Raw genomic sequence first — 19,136 nt, forward strand, 5'->3', positions numbered from 1 at the left:
ACCTCACAGAATCGCCTCGAACGCGCTGCGCAGCGTCTCGTGCCGGAAGACAAAACCGCGGCTCAACGCCTTGTTCGGCAGCACGCGCTGACCGCCGAGCAGCAGCTCGTCGGCAAAGCCGCCGCCGATCCGGCGCAAGATGCCTCCGGGGATGCGGAACACCGCGGGCCGGTGCAGCCGGCGGCCGAGCTCCTCGGTGAATTTTGCGTTGGTCACGGGGATCGGCGCAGTCGCATTGACCGGCCCTGTGAGATCGGGCGTCGCCATCACATAGGCGATCAGCCGGATCAAATCGTCGCGCTCGATCCAGGACATCCACTGCCGCCCGGTGCCGATGGGACCACCGAGCCCGAACTCGAACGGCGTCAGCATGCGCGTGATGAAGCCGCCCTCGGTGCCCAACACGAGTCCGATACGCAAGAAGACCACGCGCACGCCAAGCTCTTCCGCCGGCCGTGCCGCCTTCTCCCAGGCCGCGCACAGCTCGTGGCTGAAGCAGGCGTGCGACTTGGCAGATTCGGTCAGCACCTGGTCGGCCCACAACCCATACCAGCCGATCGCGGAGCCGCTGACCAGCACCTCGGGCTTGCGCGCGAGCCGCGCGATCAGCTTGACGACCTCGCCTGTCATCTCGACGCGCGAGCCGATGATCTTCGCGCGTTTGGTCTCGGTCCACAGCCCATTGCCGATCGGCTCGCCGGCGAGATTGACGATGGCGTCGATAGGTGTGTCCGCGGCGAGCTGATCAAGACTGGTGATCAGCGTCACCGGCGGCGGCAGCATCTCCGCCTTCGCGGGGTTGCGGATCAGCGCGATGACGTGGTGCCCTGCTCCGCTGAGGCTCGCCGCAAGGCGGCTGCCGATGAAGCCGGTCGCGCCTGTGATCAGCACGGTCTTGCGGCCGGAGATCTTCTCGACAAGTTCTTCCGCGGGAAAAGTCTTCATGCGGCCGAGCCGGCGCATCGCCGCAAAATCCCTGATGCCGCAGAGTGCCGCGCCGACCGCGCAGGCGCTCGCGGCGATGCTGAGCAGGCCCTGATGGACGACCCTCATGCCGAACGGCTGCATCGCCCAATCGATCAGCACGGGCAGCAGCAGCACCAGAATGGCGCCGTAGTTGATCGCCAGCAGCGTGTGGTTGATCCGCTCGCTCGGCGGCAGCTTCCGGCTCAGATCCTCCTCGACGAAATCCATCAGCGTGATGACGATCTCGGCGACGAGAACCGCGACGATCAGCAACGCCGGCACGCCATGGACCTCCAACCAGCCGAGCAGCAGGAACAGCAGGGCATAGAGCATGTTGCGGATGCCATGCAGCTTCAGCTCGAAGCGCTGCGACGGTCGCCAGGCCAGGCGCTCGGTGAATTCGTGATGATAGAAGGTGTCGAACACGCCCATCACGATCTGGATGGCGATGAGCGTCCACAAGAGCGGGGTCATGACACGGCCTCCCTGAACACGGCGGACTGGTGGATCAGCGCGCCGTAACGCGGATGGATGACGTCGAGAGTGAAACGGAATGCGCCCTCGCCGAGATCGCTGTGCGTCACCGTGAGATCGCCCGGCGTGAGCCATTGCGGCAGCGGGATCCAGAGGCGCCCGAACTGCAGGCCATAGGCGGCACTGCGGAAGGTCAACGTCTCGCATTCGACCGCGATACGGAGCGCCATCGAGACGCCGAAGCCGACATATTCCTCGAGCCCGGTCGGGCCAGCAAAGCGTTTTGCCGAGTGGATCACCTGCGGAAAGCCGCGCTTGCGCGCGCAAATGCGGGTCCAGGTCTGGCCGCCGGTCGCACCGTCCTCGGTGACGGTGACGATCATGGGCACGCCTGTGTCGCGCCCCGTGGGCAGCGGGCCCCCAATCAGGCGCGCGGCTTGCGCAAACCACCAGCCGATATCGCTGAACGAGAGCTCGTCGACGATTCCGACATAGACCACGCTGTCGCCGTCGGCGACACGCTTGGAGAAGCGCCGCCACGTTGCGAGCGGCAGGCGGCCCCAATCCTCATCCGACAGCAATGCGCGAAAGCGGCGGTCGTCGAGCAGCTTGATGTGAGCGGTGGTTGGTGCGTTGGAGCCTGATAATCTCGCCGACGTCATCACAACCTCCTCAGAACTATTTGGCCTTGCCGAGCGGCAACAGGTTGCCGATCTTCTCGCCAAGCCGCATCAAGGCGACGAGGCGCGGCCGCGGCACTTTCAGCATCTGCATGAACCAGTGGTCGGCGAGCTCGGTGAAGGCGAGCATCTCCTTGAGACGTTTGCTCGCGACCGGATTGATCGTCGGATCGTCGGCGGCGTCGGTCACGCAGGCCCTGAGCGCGGTGATCGCAGGATCGAGCTCGCGCTCCTTGCGCCTTGCTGCGATCCGCGCTGCGACCTCCCAGATGTCGGTCTCGGCCTCGTAATGATCGCGGCGGTCGCCGAGGATCGGCACTCGCCGGATCAAATTCCAGGCCAGCAGCTCCTTCAGCGAGTTGGAGACGTTGGAGCGGGCCATGCCGAGCGTGTCGGCGATGTCCTCGGCCGTCATCGGTGCCTCGGCCAGATACAAGAGCCCGTGGATCTGGCTGACCGAGCGGTTGACGCCCCACTGGTCCCCCATGTCGCCCCAATGCAGGATGAAGCGCTCGACGGCGGCAGGGAGTTTCTTCCTTCCGGTTATTTCTGTCATAACAGAAATATCTGACAGATGCGACTGGCTGTCAAGGGACGTGTGGCGGCGTCGCGTGCTTGCACACCGGCCCCTCGATTTGCCTTAAAATATCCCAGAGAACGGGAACCAAACGCCCCCCTGAGACGTTTGTCCCGGTCGAGGCGGGGTTAGGAATGGTCAAAAAGTCCAGTCAACAGAGAGACTTATTCGAAAGTGAACGAAGCTTTCGGCTGTTGGTTGAGGGAGTTGCGGACTACGCGCTCTATATGCTCGATCCCAATGGGATCATCACCAGCTGGAATATCGGCGGCGAGCGGATCAAGGGCTATTCGCCCCAGGAGATCCTCGGCCAGCATTTTTCGCGCTTCTACACCGAGACCGATCGCACCAACGGCAAGCCTGCGCGCGCGCTCGGCATCGCCAGGGAGCAGGGCCGCTACGAGGAGGAAGGCTGGCGCGTCCGCAAGGACGGCACCTTCTTCTGGGCGAGCGTCGTCATCGACCCGATCTACGAGGACGGTAACCTCGTCGGCTTCGCCAAGATCACCCGCGACATCACCGAGCGCCGCGAGACGCAGCTGAAGCTCGAGGCGATGCAGACGCAGCTTGCGGAGTCGCAGAAGTTCGATGCGCTCGGCCAGCTCACCGGCGGAGTAGCGCACGACTTCAACAACCTCCTGATGATCATCAGCGGCAGCCTCCATATCCTCAGGAAGGGCGCCCCCGACGATTCGAAGTTTCAGCGCGCCATCCTGGCGATCGACACGGCCACGAGACGCGGCGCCGCGCTGACGGGACAGCTCTTGAGCTTCGCGCGGCGGCAGAGCGTCAATCCGCAGCCGATCCGGTTCGGCGACCGCGTGGAGGCGATCCGCGAGGTGCTTCACGCGGGCGTCGGCAGCGCCGTTCGTCTCGCCTTCGAGATCGAGCGTGACCTCTGGCCGGTCAGGGCTGACGTCTCCGAGCTCGAGACGGGGCTGCTCAACCTGGTCATCAATGCGCGTGACGCCATGCCCGACGGCGGCACGGTGACGATCGGCGCGCACAACATCGTCCTGAATGATCCCCTTCATAGCGGCGAATACGTCGCGATCACCGTCGCCGACACCGGGCTCGGCATTCCCTCCGACGTCGTCGACAAGATTTTCGAACCGTTCTTCACGACGAAGCCGGTCGGCAAAGGCACCGGGCTCGGTCTGTCGCAGGTGCACGGCTTTGCGCATCAGGCCGGCGGCACGGTCAAGGTCGCAAGCGAGCTCGGCAAGGGCACGACCTTCACGATCCTGCTGCCGCGCGAAACCGCGACAGCACCGGTCGAAGCGCTCGAACCGGGGCCGGTGCGCGGCAGCGGCACGGTGCTGCTGGTCGAGGACAATCCCGACGTAGCCCTCGTCAGCATCGGCCTGCTGGAGCAGCTCGGCTACCGCGTGCATCGGGTTGCAGATGCCGAATCCGCGTTGCGGGAGATCGAGACCAACGGCGTCGACTTCGTGTTCTCCGACATCGTGATGCCCGGCAAAATGGACGGGCTCGGCCTCGCTCACCGCCTTCGCCAGATCCGCCCCAACCTGCCGGTGCTGCTCGCCACCGGCTATAGCGAAGCCGCCGCCGGTGTCCGTGGCGATTTTCCGATCCTGCGCAAGCCGTATGAGATCCACGAGCTGAGCGAGGCGATTTCGAAGCTGCCGCGGTGATGGTTTCTTCACCTCTCCCGGGAGAGTGACACTGCGATCGCCGATCGTGCCCCTAAACCGTCGGCAACACCGAGAACGCCTCCCCTGGCCGGCGCAGGTTCAACTCATCCACGCTCGCCGTTTCGCTGGTCACGTTGTCGACATGCGAGGACGGCGGGCCGTGGCGGCACAGCGCGACCATGTCCGCAACGAGTTTCGGCGGACCTGCGAACAGCGCTTCGACGCTGCCGTCGCGGCGGTTGCGCACCCAGCCTTCGAGGCCGCTCGCGGTCGCCTGATGCTCGACCCAGGCCCGGTAACCGACGCCCTGGACGCGGCCGCGGATCATCAGCTGAAGGATTGCCCGGCTCATTTTTTCAGTCCGAGAAAGTCAGCGCTGCGCTCCTTTACCTCGGCATCGCGCATGACGCGGCTGGTCAACTCCGCCGGAGGCAATCCCTTCAGCGCTGTCGGCGACGCCCCCTCTCGCAACGCCTTCTGCACCTCGTACACCGCCCGCGTGGCCGCCGCGATCGGCGCATGGCCCTGAAGCGCGATGCGGACGCGCTGGTTCGCCAGGTAATCGGTCGCATTCAATTCGTCCGGCGCACCACCAAGCACGATCGGCAGATGGGTTGCGCTCACGATCGCCTCGAGCTCTGCCCGCGACCTGACGCCGGTGAAGAACAGCGCATCGACTCCGGCGGCCTCATAAGCCTTGGCACGCCTGATCGCGTCCTCGATCGCAGTGATCGAGGCCGCGCCGGTGCGGCCCATGATGACCAGCGCGGGATCGCCGCGGGCGTCGAGCGCGGCTTTCATCTTGCCGACGCCCTCGTCCAGCGAGATCAGCTGCGTTCTTGCCTCGCCAAAAGCGGCCGGCAGCAGCGTGTCCTCGATGGTCAGGCCGGCAGCACCCGCTGTCTCCAGCTCCTGCACCGTGCGGCGCACGTTGAGCGCATTGCCATAGCCGTGATCAGCATCGACCAGCACCGGCAGGCTTGCCGCGCGCGACATCCGCCGCATCTGCTCGGCGAGCTCGGTGAGCGTGATCAGGGTGACGTCAGGATCGCCGAGCACGGCGAGTGAGGCCACAGAGCCGCCGAACATGCCGAGTGGAAAGCCGAGATCCTCGGCAATGCGGATCGAGATCGCGTCATAGACCGAGCCGGGATGGACGCAAGCCTGGCCCGACAAAATCGATCGGAGTTTTTCGCGGCGGGAACGAAAGGCCATGGTGCCCTCTCAACTGTTGCGACGCAGCCGCAACATACTCCGTCATTGCGAGCGTAGCGAAGCAATCCAGAATCTTTCCGCGGAGGCAGTCTGGATTGCTTCGCTGCGCTCGCAATGATGTTGTCGTGGGGCCCGGCTAAGGGCCCCAAGTGCACGCTTTACGCAAACTCCAGGATCAGCGCGTCCACCGCCAGCGTCGCGCCGGCGCTGGCGTGGACCTTCTTCACGGTGCCGTCCTGTTCGGCACGCAGCACGTTCTGCATCTTCATGGCTTCGACCACGGCCAGCGTCTCGCCGGCCTTGACCTCCTGCCCTTCGGTCACGGCGATCGAGACGATGAGGCCGGGCATCGGGCACAGCAATTTCTTGCCGCTGTCGGAAGCGGTCGTCACCGGCATCAGCCGCGCGGAGGCCGCTTCCGCTTCCGTCCAGACATAGACCGGCACCTCGACGCCCTGATGCGCCAGACGGATGCCGTTGGCGATCGGGCGCGCCTGCACCGCGATGAAGTGACCGTCGATCGTGCCCTGCCAGACCGGATCGCCCGGCTTCCATGCGGACTGCAACAGATGCGCGTTTCCGGCCTTGCCCTCGGCATCGATGAACCGGATCGCGATCGCCTCACCCTCGCGACTGACCTCCAGCAAAATCTCCTGGCGATCGAGCCACACCGCGCGGCGGCGCTCGCGCTGCACCACGCGGCCGCCCAGCTGGCCCGAGATCTGCCGCTTGCGTTCGCCGAGCACATGATCAACTGCCGCACCGACCGCTGCGATCCGCCGCGCGACCTCGCCCTCGGGCACGCGCGCGGCAAATCCCTTGGGGAATTCCTCGGCGATGAAACCGGTCGACAGATTGCCCTCGCGCCAGCGCGGATGATGCATCAGTGCCGACAGGAACGGGATGTTGTGCCTGATCCCGTCGACATAGAACGAGTCGAGCGCGGTCGCCTGCGCCTCGATCGCCGCGGCGCGCGACGGCGCGTGTGTGACGAGCTTGGCGATCATCGGATCGTAATGGATCGAGATCTCGCCGCCCTCCTGCACGCCGGTGTCGTTGCGCACGGTGATGCCATCCTGGATCACTTCCGCGGGCGGGCGATACTTCACGAGGCGACCGATCGATGGCAGGAAGTTGCGGAACGGGTCCTCCGCATAGAGACGCGATTCCACCGCCCAGCCGGTCAGCGTGACGTCCTTCTGAGTCAGCGCCAGCTTCTCGCCCGCAGCCACGCGGATCATCTGCTCGACGAGGTCGACGCCGGTGACGAGCTCGGTGACGGGATGCTCGACCTGGAGGCGCGTGTTCATCTCCAGGAAGTAGAAGCTCTTGTCCTGGCCAGCGACGAACTCGACGGTGCCGGCGGAATCGTAGTTCACGGCCTTGGCCAGCGCGACGGCCTGCTCACCCATCTTGCGGCGGGTGGCTTCATCGAGCAGCGGCGATGGCGCCTCTTCGATGACCTTCTGATTGCGGCGCTGGATCGAGCATTCGCGCTCGCCGAGATAGATCACGTTGCCATGCTTGTCGCCGAGCACCTGAATCTCGATATGGCGGGGATCGACGATGAATTTTTCGACGAAGACGCGGTCGTCGCCGAACGAGGCCTTGGCTTCGGCCTTGGCGAGATTGAAGCCTTCGGCGACCTCGGCTTTGGAATGCGCAATGCGCATGCCCTTGCCGCCACCGCCGGCCGAGGCCTTGATCATCACGGGATAGCCGATCTCGTCGGCGATCCTCACCGCGTGCTTGTCGTCCTCGATGACGCCGAGATAGCCGGGCACGGTCGAGACCTTGGCTTTGGCCGCCGCCTTCTTGGATTCGATCTTGTCGCCCATCGCGGCGATCGCGCCGGGGTTGGGACCGATGAAGACGATGCCGGCTGCTTCCAGCGCCCGCGGAAACGCCTCGCGCTCGGACAGGAAGCCGTAGCCGGGATGGACCGCCTCGGCGCCGGTTTTTCTACATGCTTCGACGATCTTCTCGATCACCAGATAGCTCTCGGCCGCAGCAGGCGGGCCGATCAGGACGGCCTCGTCGGCCATCTCGACATGGAGAGCGTCGCGGTCGGCCTCGGAATACACGGCAACCGTCTGAATTCCCATCTTGCGGGCGGACTTGATGACCCGGCAGGCGATTTCGCCGCGGTTGGCGATCAGGATGCGTTTGAACATGTTTTTCTTGAGCTTCGTCCCTTGGGCGGGACCCCTCCCGGGCCGGCGGCAGGCCGAGCGGACGGGGCCGTACCCTGTCGTGGTACAGCAAAATCGGCCGGAGGCAACGGTCTAAATCCGCCATGCCTCTGGCGTACCAGCGCAAGACCTGATCGGGCCAGGTGAGCCGCTGGAGGGCCTATGGCTTCGGGGCCTTGATCGTGTCCGTGGTGGTATCCTTGGCCACGTCCCGGACGAGGCCATGAATGAAGCCCAACTTGGTGACGACGGCCGGCGACAGGATGAAGGGGTAGAGGTCGCGCAGACCCATGGCGCGGTTGACGCTGTTCATCGCGAAGGTGAAGGGCAGCCATGCGTTGACGATCGCCTCGACGTCCCTTGCCTCGTAGGGGTTGAACCGAATCCGTGTCGACAACTCCCCGTCGCGATCGACCTTGGGACGAACCTCCATGCCGAACTCGCCTGCCATCTCCAGAGTATCGACGATGTGGAGATAGTGCGCCCAGGTCTCGGCGAAGTCCTCCCAAGGATGCGTTGTCGCATAGGCCGAGACGTAATTCTGCTGCCAGTCCAGCGGCGCGCCATCGGCATAATGGCGTCGCAGGGCCTCGCCGTAATCGGTGGAATCGTCGCCGAACACGGCGCGGCATTCGTCCAGTCTGCCGCCGTCGCGCACCAGCACGTCCCAAAAGTAATGTCCGACCTCGTGGCGGAAATGCCCGAGCAGCGTGCGATACGGCTCGCCCATTTCGAGCCTGCGCCGCTCGCGCTCGATGGCATCGGTCTCGGTCAGCGCGATCGTGATCAGGCCGTTGTCATGGCCGGTCATGATCCTCTCGCCACTGTTCGGATCGTCGGCGAGGAAATTGAAGAGCAGGCCGTGCTCCGGGTCGTCCTGCCGGGTCTGGACCGGCAGCTTCCAGCGGATCAGGGAATAGAACAGCCGGTGCTTCGCCACCTCCAGCTCGCGCCAACCGGCCAGCTGCGCGGGGTCGGAGAGATCGGGCACGATGCCGTTGTGGCGGCAGGCACGGCAATAGCCGGTGGTATCGCCGGCATCCGTCAGCCAGTTGCAAGCATCATACTCGGCATTGCGGCACAGCATCCGCCCCTTGCCCTTGTCGGCCAGCGTGGCCCAGCCCTCCCCATCCGGCTCGATCGCCGACATTGTCTCCTTCTCCGGCAGGAAGGCGACCCTGTGACCGCAGCGCTCGCAAGCGCGGTTCTCGAAATAGAGAATGTTGCCGCAGTCCTGGCAGACGAAGAGCTTCAAGATTTAGCCTCTCGGGGGGAATTCTTATCACTATCGGATATGGCGCTTAGCAGATACGCGCGCCGACGGCTCGTCGTTCCAAAGTTTGGAACAAATTGCCAGACCCGACGTTCGTTCATGCCCGCCACCCCTGCGTATTCCCTTTGAGCAATGGATATCACGCTTTGTCTGTGTGAATATCGAACCGGGACGTCTGCTCCCGCATCACAACGGCCGACGCCTTGAACGATCCAGCGCCCGAAACCACCCCCGCCGAGCGGCTGCGCCAGCACCTCGAAGAGATCGCGCGCGAGCGCGACAATGCCTATCATGCGCTCCAGGAGCGCGAGGCGGAGCTCGCACGCATCCAGCGCATCGGCAAGGTCGGCGGCCTCGAGGTCGACTTCCGCGAAGGTTTCAAGAACCGCCGTTCGCCGGAATATCTGATGATCCATGGGCTGCCGCCCGAGGCCGTCGACGAGACGCATGAGGACTGGGTCAGCCGTATCCATCCTGACGACCGCCACGCCACGGTCAAACACTTCTTCGATGCGTTGGCCGCAACCGGCGAGGACTACACCGCCGAGTACCGCATCATCCGCCCGAGCGACCGCGAGACGCGCTGGATCCGGGTCGTCGCCAAGATCGAGCGCGACAGCGACGGCCGCGCCGTCCGCCTCGTCGGCGCCCATATCGACATCACCGACCAGGCGCTGGCGCGCGAGACGCTGCGGGAGAGCGAGGAGCGGTTTCGGCTGATCGCCGACAGCGCGCCGGTGCCGATCTGGGTGACGAAGCTCGACCGCACGCGCTCCTTCGCCAATCAGGCCTATGTCGACTTCGTCGGGCTGCCCTACGAGCAGGCCATCGCCTTCGACTGGCGCAAGGTGCTGCATCCCGACGACCTGCCCCGCGTGCTGCAGCAATCCGTCCAGGGCGAGGCCTCGCTCAAACCGTTCGTGCTGGAGGCCCGCTACAGGGATGCTTCTGGCGAATGGCGCTGGCTGCGCTCGGAATCGCAGCCGCGCTGGGATCCGACCGGCAAGCATATCGGCTTCATCGGCGTCGCCCACGACATCACCGCCGCCAAGCAGGCCGAGATTGAGCTGCGCAGACTCAACGAGACGCTGGAAGAGCGCATCGCCGAGCGCACTGCCGAGCTTGAATCCAACGAATCCCGGCTGCGCGCCATCCTGGCGACCAGCAACCAATATCAGGGCCTGGTCGACCTCAAGGGCGAACTGCTCTACGCCAACAACACTGCGCTCGACGGCATCAAGGCCCGCAGTGAGGATGTGATCGGCAGGCCGTTCTGGGAAACGCCGTGGTTCACCGGCACACACGGTATGAGTGCCGCCGTGCGCGAGGCCTTCGAGAGCGTGTTGAAAGGCCAGGCGGTGCGGATGGAGATGCGGCTGCGCCTCCCGGTCGGCGAGCGCGACTTCGATTTCGGCATGCGGCCCGTGCTCGACCGCCATGGCAACATCACCGGCGCAGTGCCGGAGGCGGTCGACATCACCGAGCGACGTCGCGGCGAGGAAGCGCTGCGGCAGTCGCAGAAGATGGAGGCGATCGGCCAGCTCACCGGCGGCGTCGCACATGACTTCAATAATCTGCTCACGATCATCCGCTCGGCGACCGACTTCCTGCGCCGGCGCGAGCTGCCGGAGGAGCGCCGCCGCCGCTATGTCGATGCCATCTCCGACACCGTCGAGCGCGCCTCCAAGCTGACCGCGCAGCTCCTCGCCTTTGCGCGGCGGCAGCCGCTGAAGCCGCAGATCTTCAATGTCGGCAGCCAGGTCGAAGGCGTGGCGCAGCTGGTCCGACCGCTGGTCGGCGGTCGCATCGAAATCGCCGTCCAGATCGACGATTCCGATTGCTTTACCGTGGCCGACGTCGCCCAGTTCGAGACCGCGCTGATCAACCTCGCCATCAACGCCCGCGACGCCATGGACGGCGAAGGCCGCCTCACCATCGCCGTGCGCAAGGTTCAGGGCATTCCGAACCTGCGTGCGCAATCGGCGCGCGGCGGCGACTATGTCGCAATCTCCGTGGCGGACACCGGCAGCGGCATCGCACCCGAGAACATCGACGCCATCTTCGAGCCGTTCTTCACCACCAAGGAGGTCGGCAAAGGTACCGGGCTCGGCCTCAGTCAGGCGTTCGGCTTCGCCAAGCAGTCCGAGGGTGACATCGCGGTGACGAGCACGCACGGACAGGGCGCGACCTTCACGATCTATTTGCCGCAGGCGCAGAGCCCCGCGACCGAAAAGGAAGCCACATCGCTGACCAGCGAAAGCGCGACCACCGGGCGCGGTTACCGCGTCCTCGTGGTCGAGGACAATGACGATGTCGGCCAGTTCTCGACTGAGCTCCTGGAGGATCTCGGCTACGTCACCCGCCGCGTCGCCAACGCCAGTGCAGCACTCGCCATTCTCGCGGAGAACGAATTCGCCGTCGACCTCGTGTTCTCGGACGTCATCATGCCCGGCATGAACGGCGTCGAGCTCGCCGGCATCATCCGCGAGCGCTATCCGGGCCTGCCGGTGGTGCTCACCTCTGGCTACAGCAACGTGCTCGCCGAAAACGCCCACCGCGGGTTCGAATTGATTCAGAAGCCGTATTCGGTGGAGTCGCTGTCGCGCATCCTGCGCAAGGCCATTACCGAGAAGCTGTCGGTGGCAAGGTAGACATGGGCGCAGGAAGCCACCACAAACGACGCTGGCGCGCCGTCCAACGGATATCGATGACATGAAACCCGCCTTCTTCTCCGCCTGGCAGACCTGGGCGCTGCTGTCCGCCTGCTTTGCCGCATTGACTGCGATCTTCGCCAAGATCGGCGTCGAGAACATCAATCCTGATCTCGCGACATTCATCCGCACGATCGTGGTGCTGCTGGCTTTCTCGGTGCTGTTGTTCTTCACCGGGCAGTTCGCGGTGCCCTCGGCGGTCTCGTCGCGGACGTGGCTGTTCCTGGTGCTGTCGGGCCTCGCCACCGGCGCGTCTTGGCTGTGTTACTTCCGAGCGCTGAAGCTCGGACCCGCCACGCTGGTCGCACCGATTGACAAGCTCAGCGTCGTGCTGGTTGCCGTTTTCGCTTTCGCCTTTCTCGGTGAGCGTCCGACGGCGCAAGGCTGGGTCGGGATCACGATGATTGGCGCCGGCGCGGTTCTCCTGGCCGTGAAGTTCTAGGTCGGGAACAAAGTTGGCGGGAGTTCGGTTTCTGCCGGGGCGCTTCCCTGCCTCGATCGAGACACCGATGTCGAGCGAACACCGCAGTCGGGCAAGGCAGGCCGGCCACGCGCTGGATGCAGCGAATTTCTTCCTCGCCGACGTCCGTGACGGGCTCGGCCCCTATCTTGCCGTCTACCTCCTCGCCGAGCAGCACTGGGACGAAGCGCGCATCGGCCTCGTGATGTCGATGGCAACCATCGCCGGCATCGTGGCGCAGACGCCGGCCGGCGCTCTGGTCGATGCGACGCGCGCGAAGCGGACCGCGATGGCGGCCGCCGCCATCATGGTGACCATCGCCTCGCTGTCCGTGCCGCTGTTTCCAAGCTTCTTGCCGGTCGCGATCTCTCAAGGTATCGCCCAAGCCGCCGCCGTGGTCTTCCCGCCGGCAATCGCGGCCGTCTCGCTCGGCATCTTCGGCCGTGCCGCCTTCACTCGGCGGATCGGCCGCAACGAGACCTTTAATCACGCCGGCAACGCGGTCGCGGCCGGGCTCGCAGGCGTGTCCGCTTACTGGTTCGGCCCGACAGTCGTGTTCTGCCTTCTCGGCGCCATGGCCCTCGCGAGCCTCGTCAGCATCCTCGCGATCCCGGAACGCGCCATCGACCACGAGCTTGCCCGCGGCCTGCACGAAACCGCTCCGGATGCGCAGCACGAACCGCCGTCCGGGCTCGGCGTGCTGCTCACGTGTCGGCCCCTGCTCGCCTTCGCGATCTGCGTCCTGCTCTTTCACCTCTCCAACGCCGCGATGCTGCCGTTGGTCGGGCAAAAGCTCGCGCTTGAAGACAAGAAGCTGGGCACCAGCCTGATGTCCGCCTGCATCGTGGCAGCGCAGATCGTGATGGTGCCGTTCGCCATCCTGGTCGGCGCCCGGGCCGACCGCTGGGGCCACAAGCGCTTCTTCCTTGCCGCGCTCCTGATCCTCCCAATTCGAGGCGCGCTCTACACCTTCTCCGACAATCCATCCTGGCTGGTCGGCGTGCAGCTGCTGGACGGCGTCGGTGCCGGCATCTTTGGCGCGATCTTCCCCGTCATCGTTGCCGATCTGATGCGTAACAGCGGCCGCTTCAACGTCGCGCAGGGCGTTGTCATCACAGCCCAGAGCATCGGAGCTGCGCTGTCGACGACGCTCGCCGGTTTCGTCGTGGTCGAAGCTGGCTACAGCGCAGCCTTCATGACCCTCGGCGCGATCGCCGCGATCGGCGTCGTCATCTGCCTCCTCGCCCTGCCCGAGACGCGGCAAATCGTCGATGTCGGTCCGCGCCCGCGGGGGAAGACAGCGGCGCGAGCTTCCGCTATCGCTGCGAAATGAATCCATTGCACAAGGATTGAACGTGCCGTCTCACGCCATCTGGGCCTGGAGCATCATCGTCGCCGCGACCGCTTGCGTCATCATCCGCCCTTTCCGCCTGCCCGAGGCGATCTGGGCCGTGCTCGGCGCCGGCGCTCTGGTGCTGCTCGGCTTCCTGCCGTGGCAGGACGCGCTTCTCGGCATCGAGAAAGGCGTCGACGTCTACCTCTTCCTGATCGGCATGATGCTGATCGCCGAGCTCGCCCGGCTCGAAGGCCTGTTCGACTATCTTGCAGCGCTTGCGGTGGAATATGCCGCCGGCTCGCCGCGGCGGCTGTTCCTGTTGATCTACATCGTCGGTACGGTCGTCACCGTGCTGCTCTCGAACGACGCCACCGCCATCGTGCTGACGCCCGCAGTCTACGCCGCAACGCGCGCAGCCGGCGCCAAACCGCTGCCTTATCTGTTCGTCTGCGCCTTCATCGCCAATGCCGCGAGCTTCGTGCTGCCGATCTCAAACCCCGCCAACCTCGTCGTGTTCGGCGCGCGCATGCCGCAGCTGACGGAATGGCTGCGCCTCTTCGCCCTGCCCTCGATAGCCTCGATCGTGCTGACCTATGTCGTGCTGCGCCTCACCCAGCGTCGCGCGCTGAAGGAGGACAAGATCGCACCCAGCGTACCGCATCCAAAGCTCGGCCGCGGCGGCAAGCTCACGGCGGTCGGCATCGTCGCCATCGGCGTCGTGCTGGTCACGGCGTCGGCGCTCGACAAGCAGCTCGGATTGCCGACCTTCATCTGCGGCGTCGTGACCGCCGCGATCGTGCTGCTGATCAGCCGGCAATCGCCTCTCCCCGTGCTGAAGGGCGTCTCCTGGAGCGTGCTGCCGCTCGTCGGCGGGCTCTTCGTCATGGTGGAGACGCTGATCAAGACGGGCGTGATCGGCCAGCTCAGCGCGCTCTTGCATGAAGCCGTCGCGCAATCCGTGACACAGGCCGCCTGGAGCGTCGGCATCGCGACCGGGGTCGCGACCAACGTCGCCAACAATCTGCCGGTCGGCCTTGTCGCCGGGTCGGTCGCCGCGAGCGATCATCTGCCCGCGCCGGTTCTCAGCGCTATCCTGATCGGCGTCGATCTCGGGCCCAACCTGTCAGTCACGGGCTCGCTGGCCACCATCCTCTGGCTCGTCGCGCTGCGGCGAGAGAAGATCGAGGTCGGCGCCTGGCCCTTCCTCAAGCTCGGCCTGCTGGTGACGCCGCCGGCCCTGATCGCGGCACTGGCCGCCGCGATCAGGTAGTTCGTATCCTCAGTCGTTCTCGTAACCGTAGACCTCCGGCAGGATGAAGAGCGCGGCGAGCAATCCGATCAGCGGGAAGATCGCGACCATCAGCGTGGCATTCGCCTGCCCGACCGCAGCGAACACCGTCGGGAACAGGAAGATGGCCAGGAACGACGGCAGCTTCACGAACATGTAGGCGAAGCCGCTCGCCGTGCCGCGGTACTTCGGCTTGGCGACCATGGTCGGGATCGTCATGCAGTTCGACGCATCCCAATAATGGCCCCACAACATGGCAGCCGCCGCAAACGGCAGCAGGATCTTGTTGTCGGTGTAGAGCGCGAAAGCGGCGACCAGCAGCGAAGCCAGCACGATCGCAAAGCCGGCGATCGCGATGCCGCGGTGGCCGATCTTCGGCGTCAGCAGCGGGCCGACCCAGCCGGACAGAGCCGCGAAGCAGAACAGCGCCATGGTCACCAGGTTGATACCGAGCACGCTCGACACGCCGACCATCACGAACAGCACCGGCAAATAGAACGCGAAGGTCGAGAACTCGCTGCCTTGCGCGAAGCAGGCGATCCAGCCGTAGATCGTCGCGCGCCAGCGGATCGGATCCTTCCTGAGGTCGGCGAGGAAGGCGCGGGTCGAGACCTTCGGCACCACCACATCCTGGTCCGGCAGCATGGCGAGATCGTCGTTGAACATCTCGCGCGCGACCTGCTTGGCTTCGCGATAACGTCCCTTCTGCACCAGCCACACCGCCGTCTCCGGCACGTCGTGGCGCAACAGCAGGATGATCAGCGCCGGCACCGCGCCGAGACCGAGCGTCACGCGCCACAGCATCTCGTGCTGGATATCCAGCAGCAGGAAGATCACGATGACGCCGATGGTCAGCACTTCGCCGACGGCGAACATGAACTGCCAGCGATTACCCATGACCTCGCGCTCACCCTTGGCCATGGATTCCATGATGTAGGTGTAGCCGGTCGAGATGTCGGAGCCGAGCGGAATGCCGAGAAAGAAGCGGACGACGACGAGCCAGAAGACGCTGGGCACGAAGGCCTGCGCCAGCGCCAGCACGATGAACATCACCATCGTGACCAGGAACATGACGCGGCGGCCGATCATGTCGGACAGCCAGCCGCCGAGCAGCGCACCGATCAGCGCGCCGCCTTGCGTGCCGGCTGCGGCGAGACCGAGCATCAGCGGATCGGGATTGTACTGCTCCTTGATGAAGATCAGGACGAAGGCGATCGAATAGAGATCCCAGGCCTCGACCAGGATCGAGGCCATCATCAGCCAGCCGACCTTGTTGCCCTTGGGACTGTAATTGGTAATGAGGTAGCGGACCGCGGCTTCGCTCGTGGTCGGTTGTGGCACGGCCATCGTTGACATGTTTGATCCTCTTTTCAAAACTCTTTCAGGCGCCGAGCAGCGGCTCGATGCTGCAATCGAGCAGGCGCGGGTCGATCCCCGTCTCCATGCCCGTGAACATCTGGCCCATGTAGTCGATCAAGGCATCGCTCGCCTTGACCGCCTCCTCGACACGGCGGTTCGCAATCGCATTGAGAATACCAAGGTGATGGTCGATCGTTCCTGACAGATCGGCCTGTCCCGGCATGAAGCGGTGATGGATGTAGCCGATGCGGCGATACAGCGTGTGCAGCGGCCGCAGCGTATGCACCAGGAAGGGCTCACCCGCCGCGTCCAAGACCAGCGCGTCGATGCGCCGGTCGATGCTGTTGAATTCATCGAGGGTCAGCGTGGCGCGGCGCTCGCGCAGCACGCGCTCGATATGCAGCGCCTGATTGCGATGCGAGAGGCTGGCGCGATCGGCCGCAAGCCGGATCACGAAGCGCTCCATGTCGCGGCGCAAGGCCAACAGCATGCGCTCACGCGCGAGATCGATCGGGGCGATGTGCAGGCCGTGGCGCGGACGGATGATGATGAGCGTGTCGGCGGAGAGCCTGTTGACGGCGTGATGCACCGGCGTACGGCCGAAGCCGGTGATGTGCTGCAATTCCAGCATGGTCATGAACTGGCCGGGCTTGAGCTCGCAATGAACGAGGAGCTCCTCGATCTTCTGGTAGGCCAGCTCGAAGAAATTCAGACGGTTGCGCCGCGAGGGCCTGCCCTCGCGGTCGCCCTCCGATCTCACCACCTCGAGCGCGCGTTTGCGCCGTGCCATGTTTGCCTCCCGTCGGCCCGGGCGTTCGCTTGCAGGTCGGCGCCTTGTTTGTGGCACCCTTAAAACATGTTGTGATATATTACAAGCAGGCGTAAGACTTCGGTCAATTCGCCGCATGCTGCAATGCGGAATGAAAATACCCGGCGAGAGGCGCCTGTTAGGGGAGGAGAGTTGCCGTGAAGATCACGTCGATCGAGACGCTGCGCACCGAGGAATTCTCCAACGTCATCTGGGTCCGCGTCCACACCGACGCGGGCGTGATCGGTCTCGGCGAAACCTTCTACGGCGCAGGTGCAGTCGAAGCGCAGATCCACGACACCTTTGCCGGCCGCCTGCTCGGCCGCGATCCCCTGCACATCGAAGCGATCCACCGCGACATGCTGAACCTGCCGATGGCGCAGTCGTCGACCGGCGTCGAATATCGCGCGGCATCCGCGATCGACATCGCGCTGTGGGATTTGTTCGGCAAGGTCTGCGATCAACCGGTGCATCAGATGCTCGGCGGGCTCTGCCGCGACAAGCAGCGCATCTACAACACCTGCGCCGGCACGCAATATGTCCGCTCCACGAATATCAGCCCGGTCGCAAACTGGAATCTCGGTGCGAACAAAGGTCCCTATGAGGATCTCGACGGCTTCATGAACCGCGCCGATGCGCTGGCCGAAAACCTGCTGGAGAGCGGCATTTCGGCAATGAAGATCTGGCCGTTCGATCCGGCGGCGCAGGAGAACAAGGGTCTCTACATCACCGCTGCGCAGATGAAGCAGGCGACCGAGCCGTTCGAGAAAATCCGCAAAGCCGTCGGCGACAAGATGGAGATCATGGTCGAGCTCCACTCGCTGTGGAATCTGCCGACCGCCAAACAGATCGCCCGCGCGCTCGAGCCCTACAAGCCGACCTGGTACGAAGACCCGATCCGCATGAACTCGCCGCAGGCGCTGGCCGAATACGCCCGCTCGACCGACGTCTGGGTCTGCGCCAGCGAGACGCTGGGCTCGCGCTTCCCCTACAAGGACATGCTCGACCGCGACGCCATGCATGTGGTGATGGCGGACCTGTGCTGGACCGGCGGCCTCACCGAAGGTCGCAAGATCGCAGCGATGGCCGAGACCTATCACCGTCCCTTTGCGCCGCATGATTGCATCGGCCCGATCGGCTTCATCGCCGCCATCCACATGTCGTTCAGCCAGCCCAACACGCTGATTCAGGAATCCGTGCGCGCTTTCTACAGAGGCTGGTACAACGAGCTCGTCACCACGATGCCCACCATCAAGGACGGCTATGTCTTCCCGATGGAAGGCCCCGGCCTCGGTGTCGACCTTCTGCCTGCCGTTTTCGACCGCTCCGACCTGACCGTGCGCCGCTCCAACGTCTGAGGATTCCAGGATGAGCACCGCCCTCTTCGACCTTTCCGGCCGCACCGCGCTCGTGACCGGCTCCTCGCGCGGGCTCGGGCGCGCCATTGCCGAGGGCATGGCCAAGGCCGGCGCCAAAATCATCGTCAACGGCGTCGATGCCGAGCGCGTGGAGCAGGCGGTGGCCGAATTTCGTGCCGCCGGCCATCCGGCCGAAGGCGCGGCCTTCAACGTCACCGACGAGCCCGCGATCGTCGCGGCCTTCAACGACTTCGACAACAAGGGCATTGCCGTCGACATCGTGGTCAACAATGCCGGCATCCAGCATCGCAAGCCGCTGGTCGAGTTCACAACGGACGAATGGCGCAAGGTGATCGAGACCAACCTCACCAGCGCCTTCGTGATCGGCCGCGAGGCGGCCAAGCGCATGATTGCGCGCAAGCACGGCAAGATCATCAACATCGGCTCGCTCGCCAGCGAGCTGGCGCGTCCCACCATCGCGCCCTACACCGCGGCCAAGGGCGGCATCAAGAACCTGACCCGCTCGATGGCGGTGGAATGGGCCCAGCACGGCATCCAGGCCAATGCGATCGGCCCCGGCTACATGCTGACTGACATGAACGAGGCGCTGGTCAACAACACCGATTTCAACACCTGGCTCATGGGCCGCATCCCCTCCAGGCGCTGGGGCAAGCCCGACGAGCTGGTGGGCGCGGCGATCTTCCTGGCTTCAAACGCTTCCACCTATGTCAACGGCCAGATCATCTACGTCGATGGCGGCATGATCGCCGCGATGTAATCGCGA

General features: G+C 64.9%; 16 protein-coding genes. 7 read left to right on the forward strand and 9 right to left on the reverse strand.

Going from position 1 to position 19,136, the window contains the following annotated elements; all coding sequences use genetic code 11:
- Positions 1–3: 3 nt before the first annotated feature.
- The 3 genes from ACVW16_RS03605 to ACVW16_RS03615 are packed head-to-tail and all read right to left on the reverse strand — an operon-like array spanning position 4 to position 2,676.
- A complete protein-coding gene (locus ACVW16_RS03605) occupies positions 4–1,440 on the reverse strand; it encodes a TIGR01777 family oxidoreductase (RefSeq protein ID WP_456735399.1) in 1,437 nt (478 codons plus the stop codon).
- On the reverse strand, positions 1,437–2,102 hold the full coding sequence (locus ACVW16_RS03610) for a DUF4166 domain-containing protein (protein ID WP_456735400.1): 666 nt from the start codon (positions 2,100–2,102) through the stop codon (positions 1,437–1,439). The genes ACVW16_RS03605 and ACVW16_RS03610 overlap by 4 nt, the downstream gene beginning before the upstream one ends.
- A 16-nt stretch (positions 2,103–2,118) precedes the next feature.
- On the reverse strand, positions 2,119–2,676 hold the full coding sequence (locus ACVW16_RS03615) for a GbsR/MarR family transcriptional regulator (protein ID WP_456735401.1): 558 nt from the start codon (positions 2,674–2,676) through the stop codon (positions 2,119–2,121).
- 155 nt (positions 2,677–2,831) lie between these two features.
- On the opposite strand from ACVW16_RS03615, the gene ACVW16_RS03620 reads away from it, so the two are divergent.
- Positions 2,832–4,352, forward strand: a complete 1,521-nt coding sequence (locus ACVW16_RS03620) for an ATP-binding protein (protein WP_456704010.1) — start codon at positions 2,832–2,834, stop codon at positions 4,350–4,352.
- A gap of 52 nt (positions 4,353–4,404) precedes the next feature.
- Here the strand turns inward: ACVW16_RS03620 and ACVW16_RS03625 are convergent, their stop codons facing one another.
- The 4 genes from ACVW16_RS03625 to ACVW16_RS03640 all read right to left on the reverse strand — a co-directional run bounded on the left by ACVW16_RS03625 (position 4,405) and on the right by ACVW16_RS03640 (position 9,014).
- Entirely contained in the window at positions 4,405–4,704 is a 300-nt protein-coding gene (locus ACVW16_RS03625) for an acylphosphatase (RefSeq protein WP_456704011.1), read from the reverse strand.
- On the reverse strand, positions 4,701–5,567 hold the full coding sequence (locus ACVW16_RS03630) for an isocitrate lyase/PEP mutase family protein (RefSeq protein ID WP_456735402.1): 867 nt from the start codon (positions 5,565–5,567) through the stop codon (positions 4,701–4,703). The genes ACVW16_RS03625 and ACVW16_RS03630 overlap by 4 nt, the downstream gene beginning before the upstream one ends.
- A 158-nt stretch (positions 5,568–5,725) precedes the next feature.
- Positions 5,726–7,741 (reverse strand): acetyl-CoA carboxylase biotin carboxylase subunit, encoded by a 2,016-nt coding sequence (locus tag ACVW16_RS03635; protein WP_456735403.1) that lies wholly within the window; start codon positions 7,739–7,741, stop codon positions 5,726–5,728.
- Between the two features lie 178 nt (positions 7,742–7,919).
- A complete protein-coding gene (locus ACVW16_RS03640; protein ID WP_456704014.1) occupies positions 7,920–9,014 on the reverse strand; it encodes a zinc-binding metallopeptidase family protein in 1,095 nt (364 codons plus the stop codon).
- A gap of 203 nt (positions 9,015–9,217) precedes the next feature.
- Here ACVW16_RS03640 and ACVW16_RS03645 point away from each other — a divergent pair, with 203 nt between their 5' ends.
- The 4 genes from ACVW16_RS03645 (at position 9,218) to ACVW16_RS03660 (ending at position 14,809) form a co-directional block, all read left to right on the forward strand.
- Entirely contained in the window at positions 9,218–11,683 is a 2,466-nt protein-coding gene (locus ACVW16_RS03645; protein WP_456738181.1) for a PAS domain-containing protein, read from the forward strand.
- Positions 11,684–11,744: 61 nt separating this feature from the next.
- Complete coding sequence (locus ACVW16_RS03650; RefSeq protein WP_456735404.1) at positions 11,745–12,185, forward strand: EamA family transporter; 441 nt, start codon at positions 11,745–11,747, stop codon at positions 12,183–12,185.
- Between the two features lie 67 nt (positions 12,186–12,252).
- On the forward strand, positions 12,253–13,536 hold the full coding sequence (locus ACVW16_RS03655) for an MFS transporter (RefSeq protein ID WP_456738611.1): 1,284 nt from the start codon (positions 12,253–12,255) through the stop codon (positions 13,534–13,536).
- Positions 13,537–13,558: 22 nt separating this feature from the next.
- The gene (locus ACVW16_RS03660) at positions 13,559–14,809 is read left to right on the forward strand and encodes an arsenic transporter (RefSeq protein WP_456704017.1); all 1,251 of its coding nucleotides are present in this window, start codon (positions 13,559–13,561) and stop codon (positions 14,807–14,809) included.
- Between the two features lie 9 nt (positions 14,810–14,818).
- On the opposite strand, the gene ACVW16_RS03665 is transcribed toward ACVW16_RS03660, so the two are convergent.
- On the reverse strand, positions 14,819–16,183 hold the full coding sequence (locus tag ACVW16_RS03665; RefSeq protein ID WP_456735407.1) for an MFS transporter: 1,365 nt from the start codon (positions 16,181–16,183) through the stop codon (positions 14,819–14,821).
- Positions 16,184–16,208: 25 nt separating this feature from the next.
- The gene (locus tag ACVW16_RS03670; RefSeq protein WP_456704019.1) at positions 16,209–16,976 is read right to left on the reverse strand and encodes a GntR family transcriptional regulator; all 768 of its coding nucleotides are present in this window, start codon (positions 16,974–16,976) and stop codon (positions 16,209–16,211) included.
- A gap of 176 nt (positions 16,977–17,152) precedes the next feature.
- On the opposite strand from ACVW16_RS03670, the gene ACVW16_RS03675 reads away from it, so the two are divergent.
- A complete protein-coding gene (locus ACVW16_RS03675; protein WP_456704020.1) occupies positions 17,153–18,352 on the forward strand; it encodes a mandelate racemase/muconate lactonizing enzyme family protein in 1,200 nt (399 codons plus the stop codon).
- Between the two features lie 10 nt (positions 18,353–18,362).
- Positions 18,363–19,130: an SDR family oxidoreductase gene (locus tag ACVW16_RS03680; RefSeq protein ID WP_456704021.1), complete on the forward strand. Its 768-nt coding sequence runs from the start codon at positions 18,363–18,365 to the stop codon at positions 19,128–19,130.
- Positions 19,131–19,136 lie beyond the last annotated feature (6 nt).

This window comes from Bradyrhizobium sp. USDA 4474, from assembly GCF_054057515.1.

Bases quoted from the DNA above. Each gene is read 5' to 3' on its own strand.
- ACVW16_RS03605 (WP_456735399.1), bottom strand. From the start codon at position 1,440: ATGACCCCGCTCTTGTGGACGCTCATCGCCATCCAGATCGTGATGGGC.
- ACVW16_RS03610 (WP_456735400.1), bottom strand. From the start codon at position 2,102: ATGACGTCGGCGAGATTATCAGGCTCCAACGCACCAACCACCGCTCAC.
- ACVW16_RS03615 (WP_456735401.1), bottom strand. From the start codon at position 2,676: ATGACAGAAATAACCGGAAGGAAGAAACTCCCTGCCGCCGTCGAGCGC.
- ACVW16_RS03620 (WP_456704010.1), top strand. From the start codon at position 2,832: ATGGTCAAAAAGTCCAGTCAACAGAGAGACTTATTCGAAAGTGAACGA.
- ACVW16_RS03625 (WP_456704011.1), bottom strand. From the start codon at position 4,704: ATGAGCCGGGCAATCCTTCAGCTGATGATCCGCGGCCGCGTCCAGGGC.
- ACVW16_RS03630 (WP_456735402.1), bottom strand. From the start codon at position 5,567: ATGGCCTTTCGTTCCCGCCGCGAAAAACTCCGATCGATTTTGTCGGGC.
- ACVW16_RS03635 (WP_456735403.1), bottom strand. From the start codon at position 7,741: ATGTTCAAACGCATCCTGATCGCCAACCGCGGCGAAATCGCCTGCCGG.
- ACVW16_RS03650 (WP_456735404.1), top strand. From the start codon at position 11,745: ATGAAACCCGCCTTCTTCTCCGCCTGGCAGACCTGGGCGCTGCTGTCC.
- ACVW16_RS03655 (WP_456738611.1), top strand. From the start codon at position 12,253: ATGTCGAGCGAACACCGCAGTCGGGCAAGGCAGGCCGGCCACGCGCTG.
- ACVW16_RS03665 (WP_456735407.1), bottom strand. From the start codon at position 16,183: ATGTCAACGATGGCCGTGCCACAACCGACCACGAGCGAAGCCGCGGTC.
- ACVW16_RS03670 (WP_456704019.1), bottom strand. From the start codon at position 16,976: ATGGCACGGCGCAAACGCGCGCTCGAGGTGGTGAGATCGGAGGGCGAC.
- ACVW16_RS03680 (WP_456704021.1), top strand. From the start codon at position 18,363: ATGAGCACCGCCCTCTTCGACCTTTCCGGCCGCACCGCGCTCGTGACC.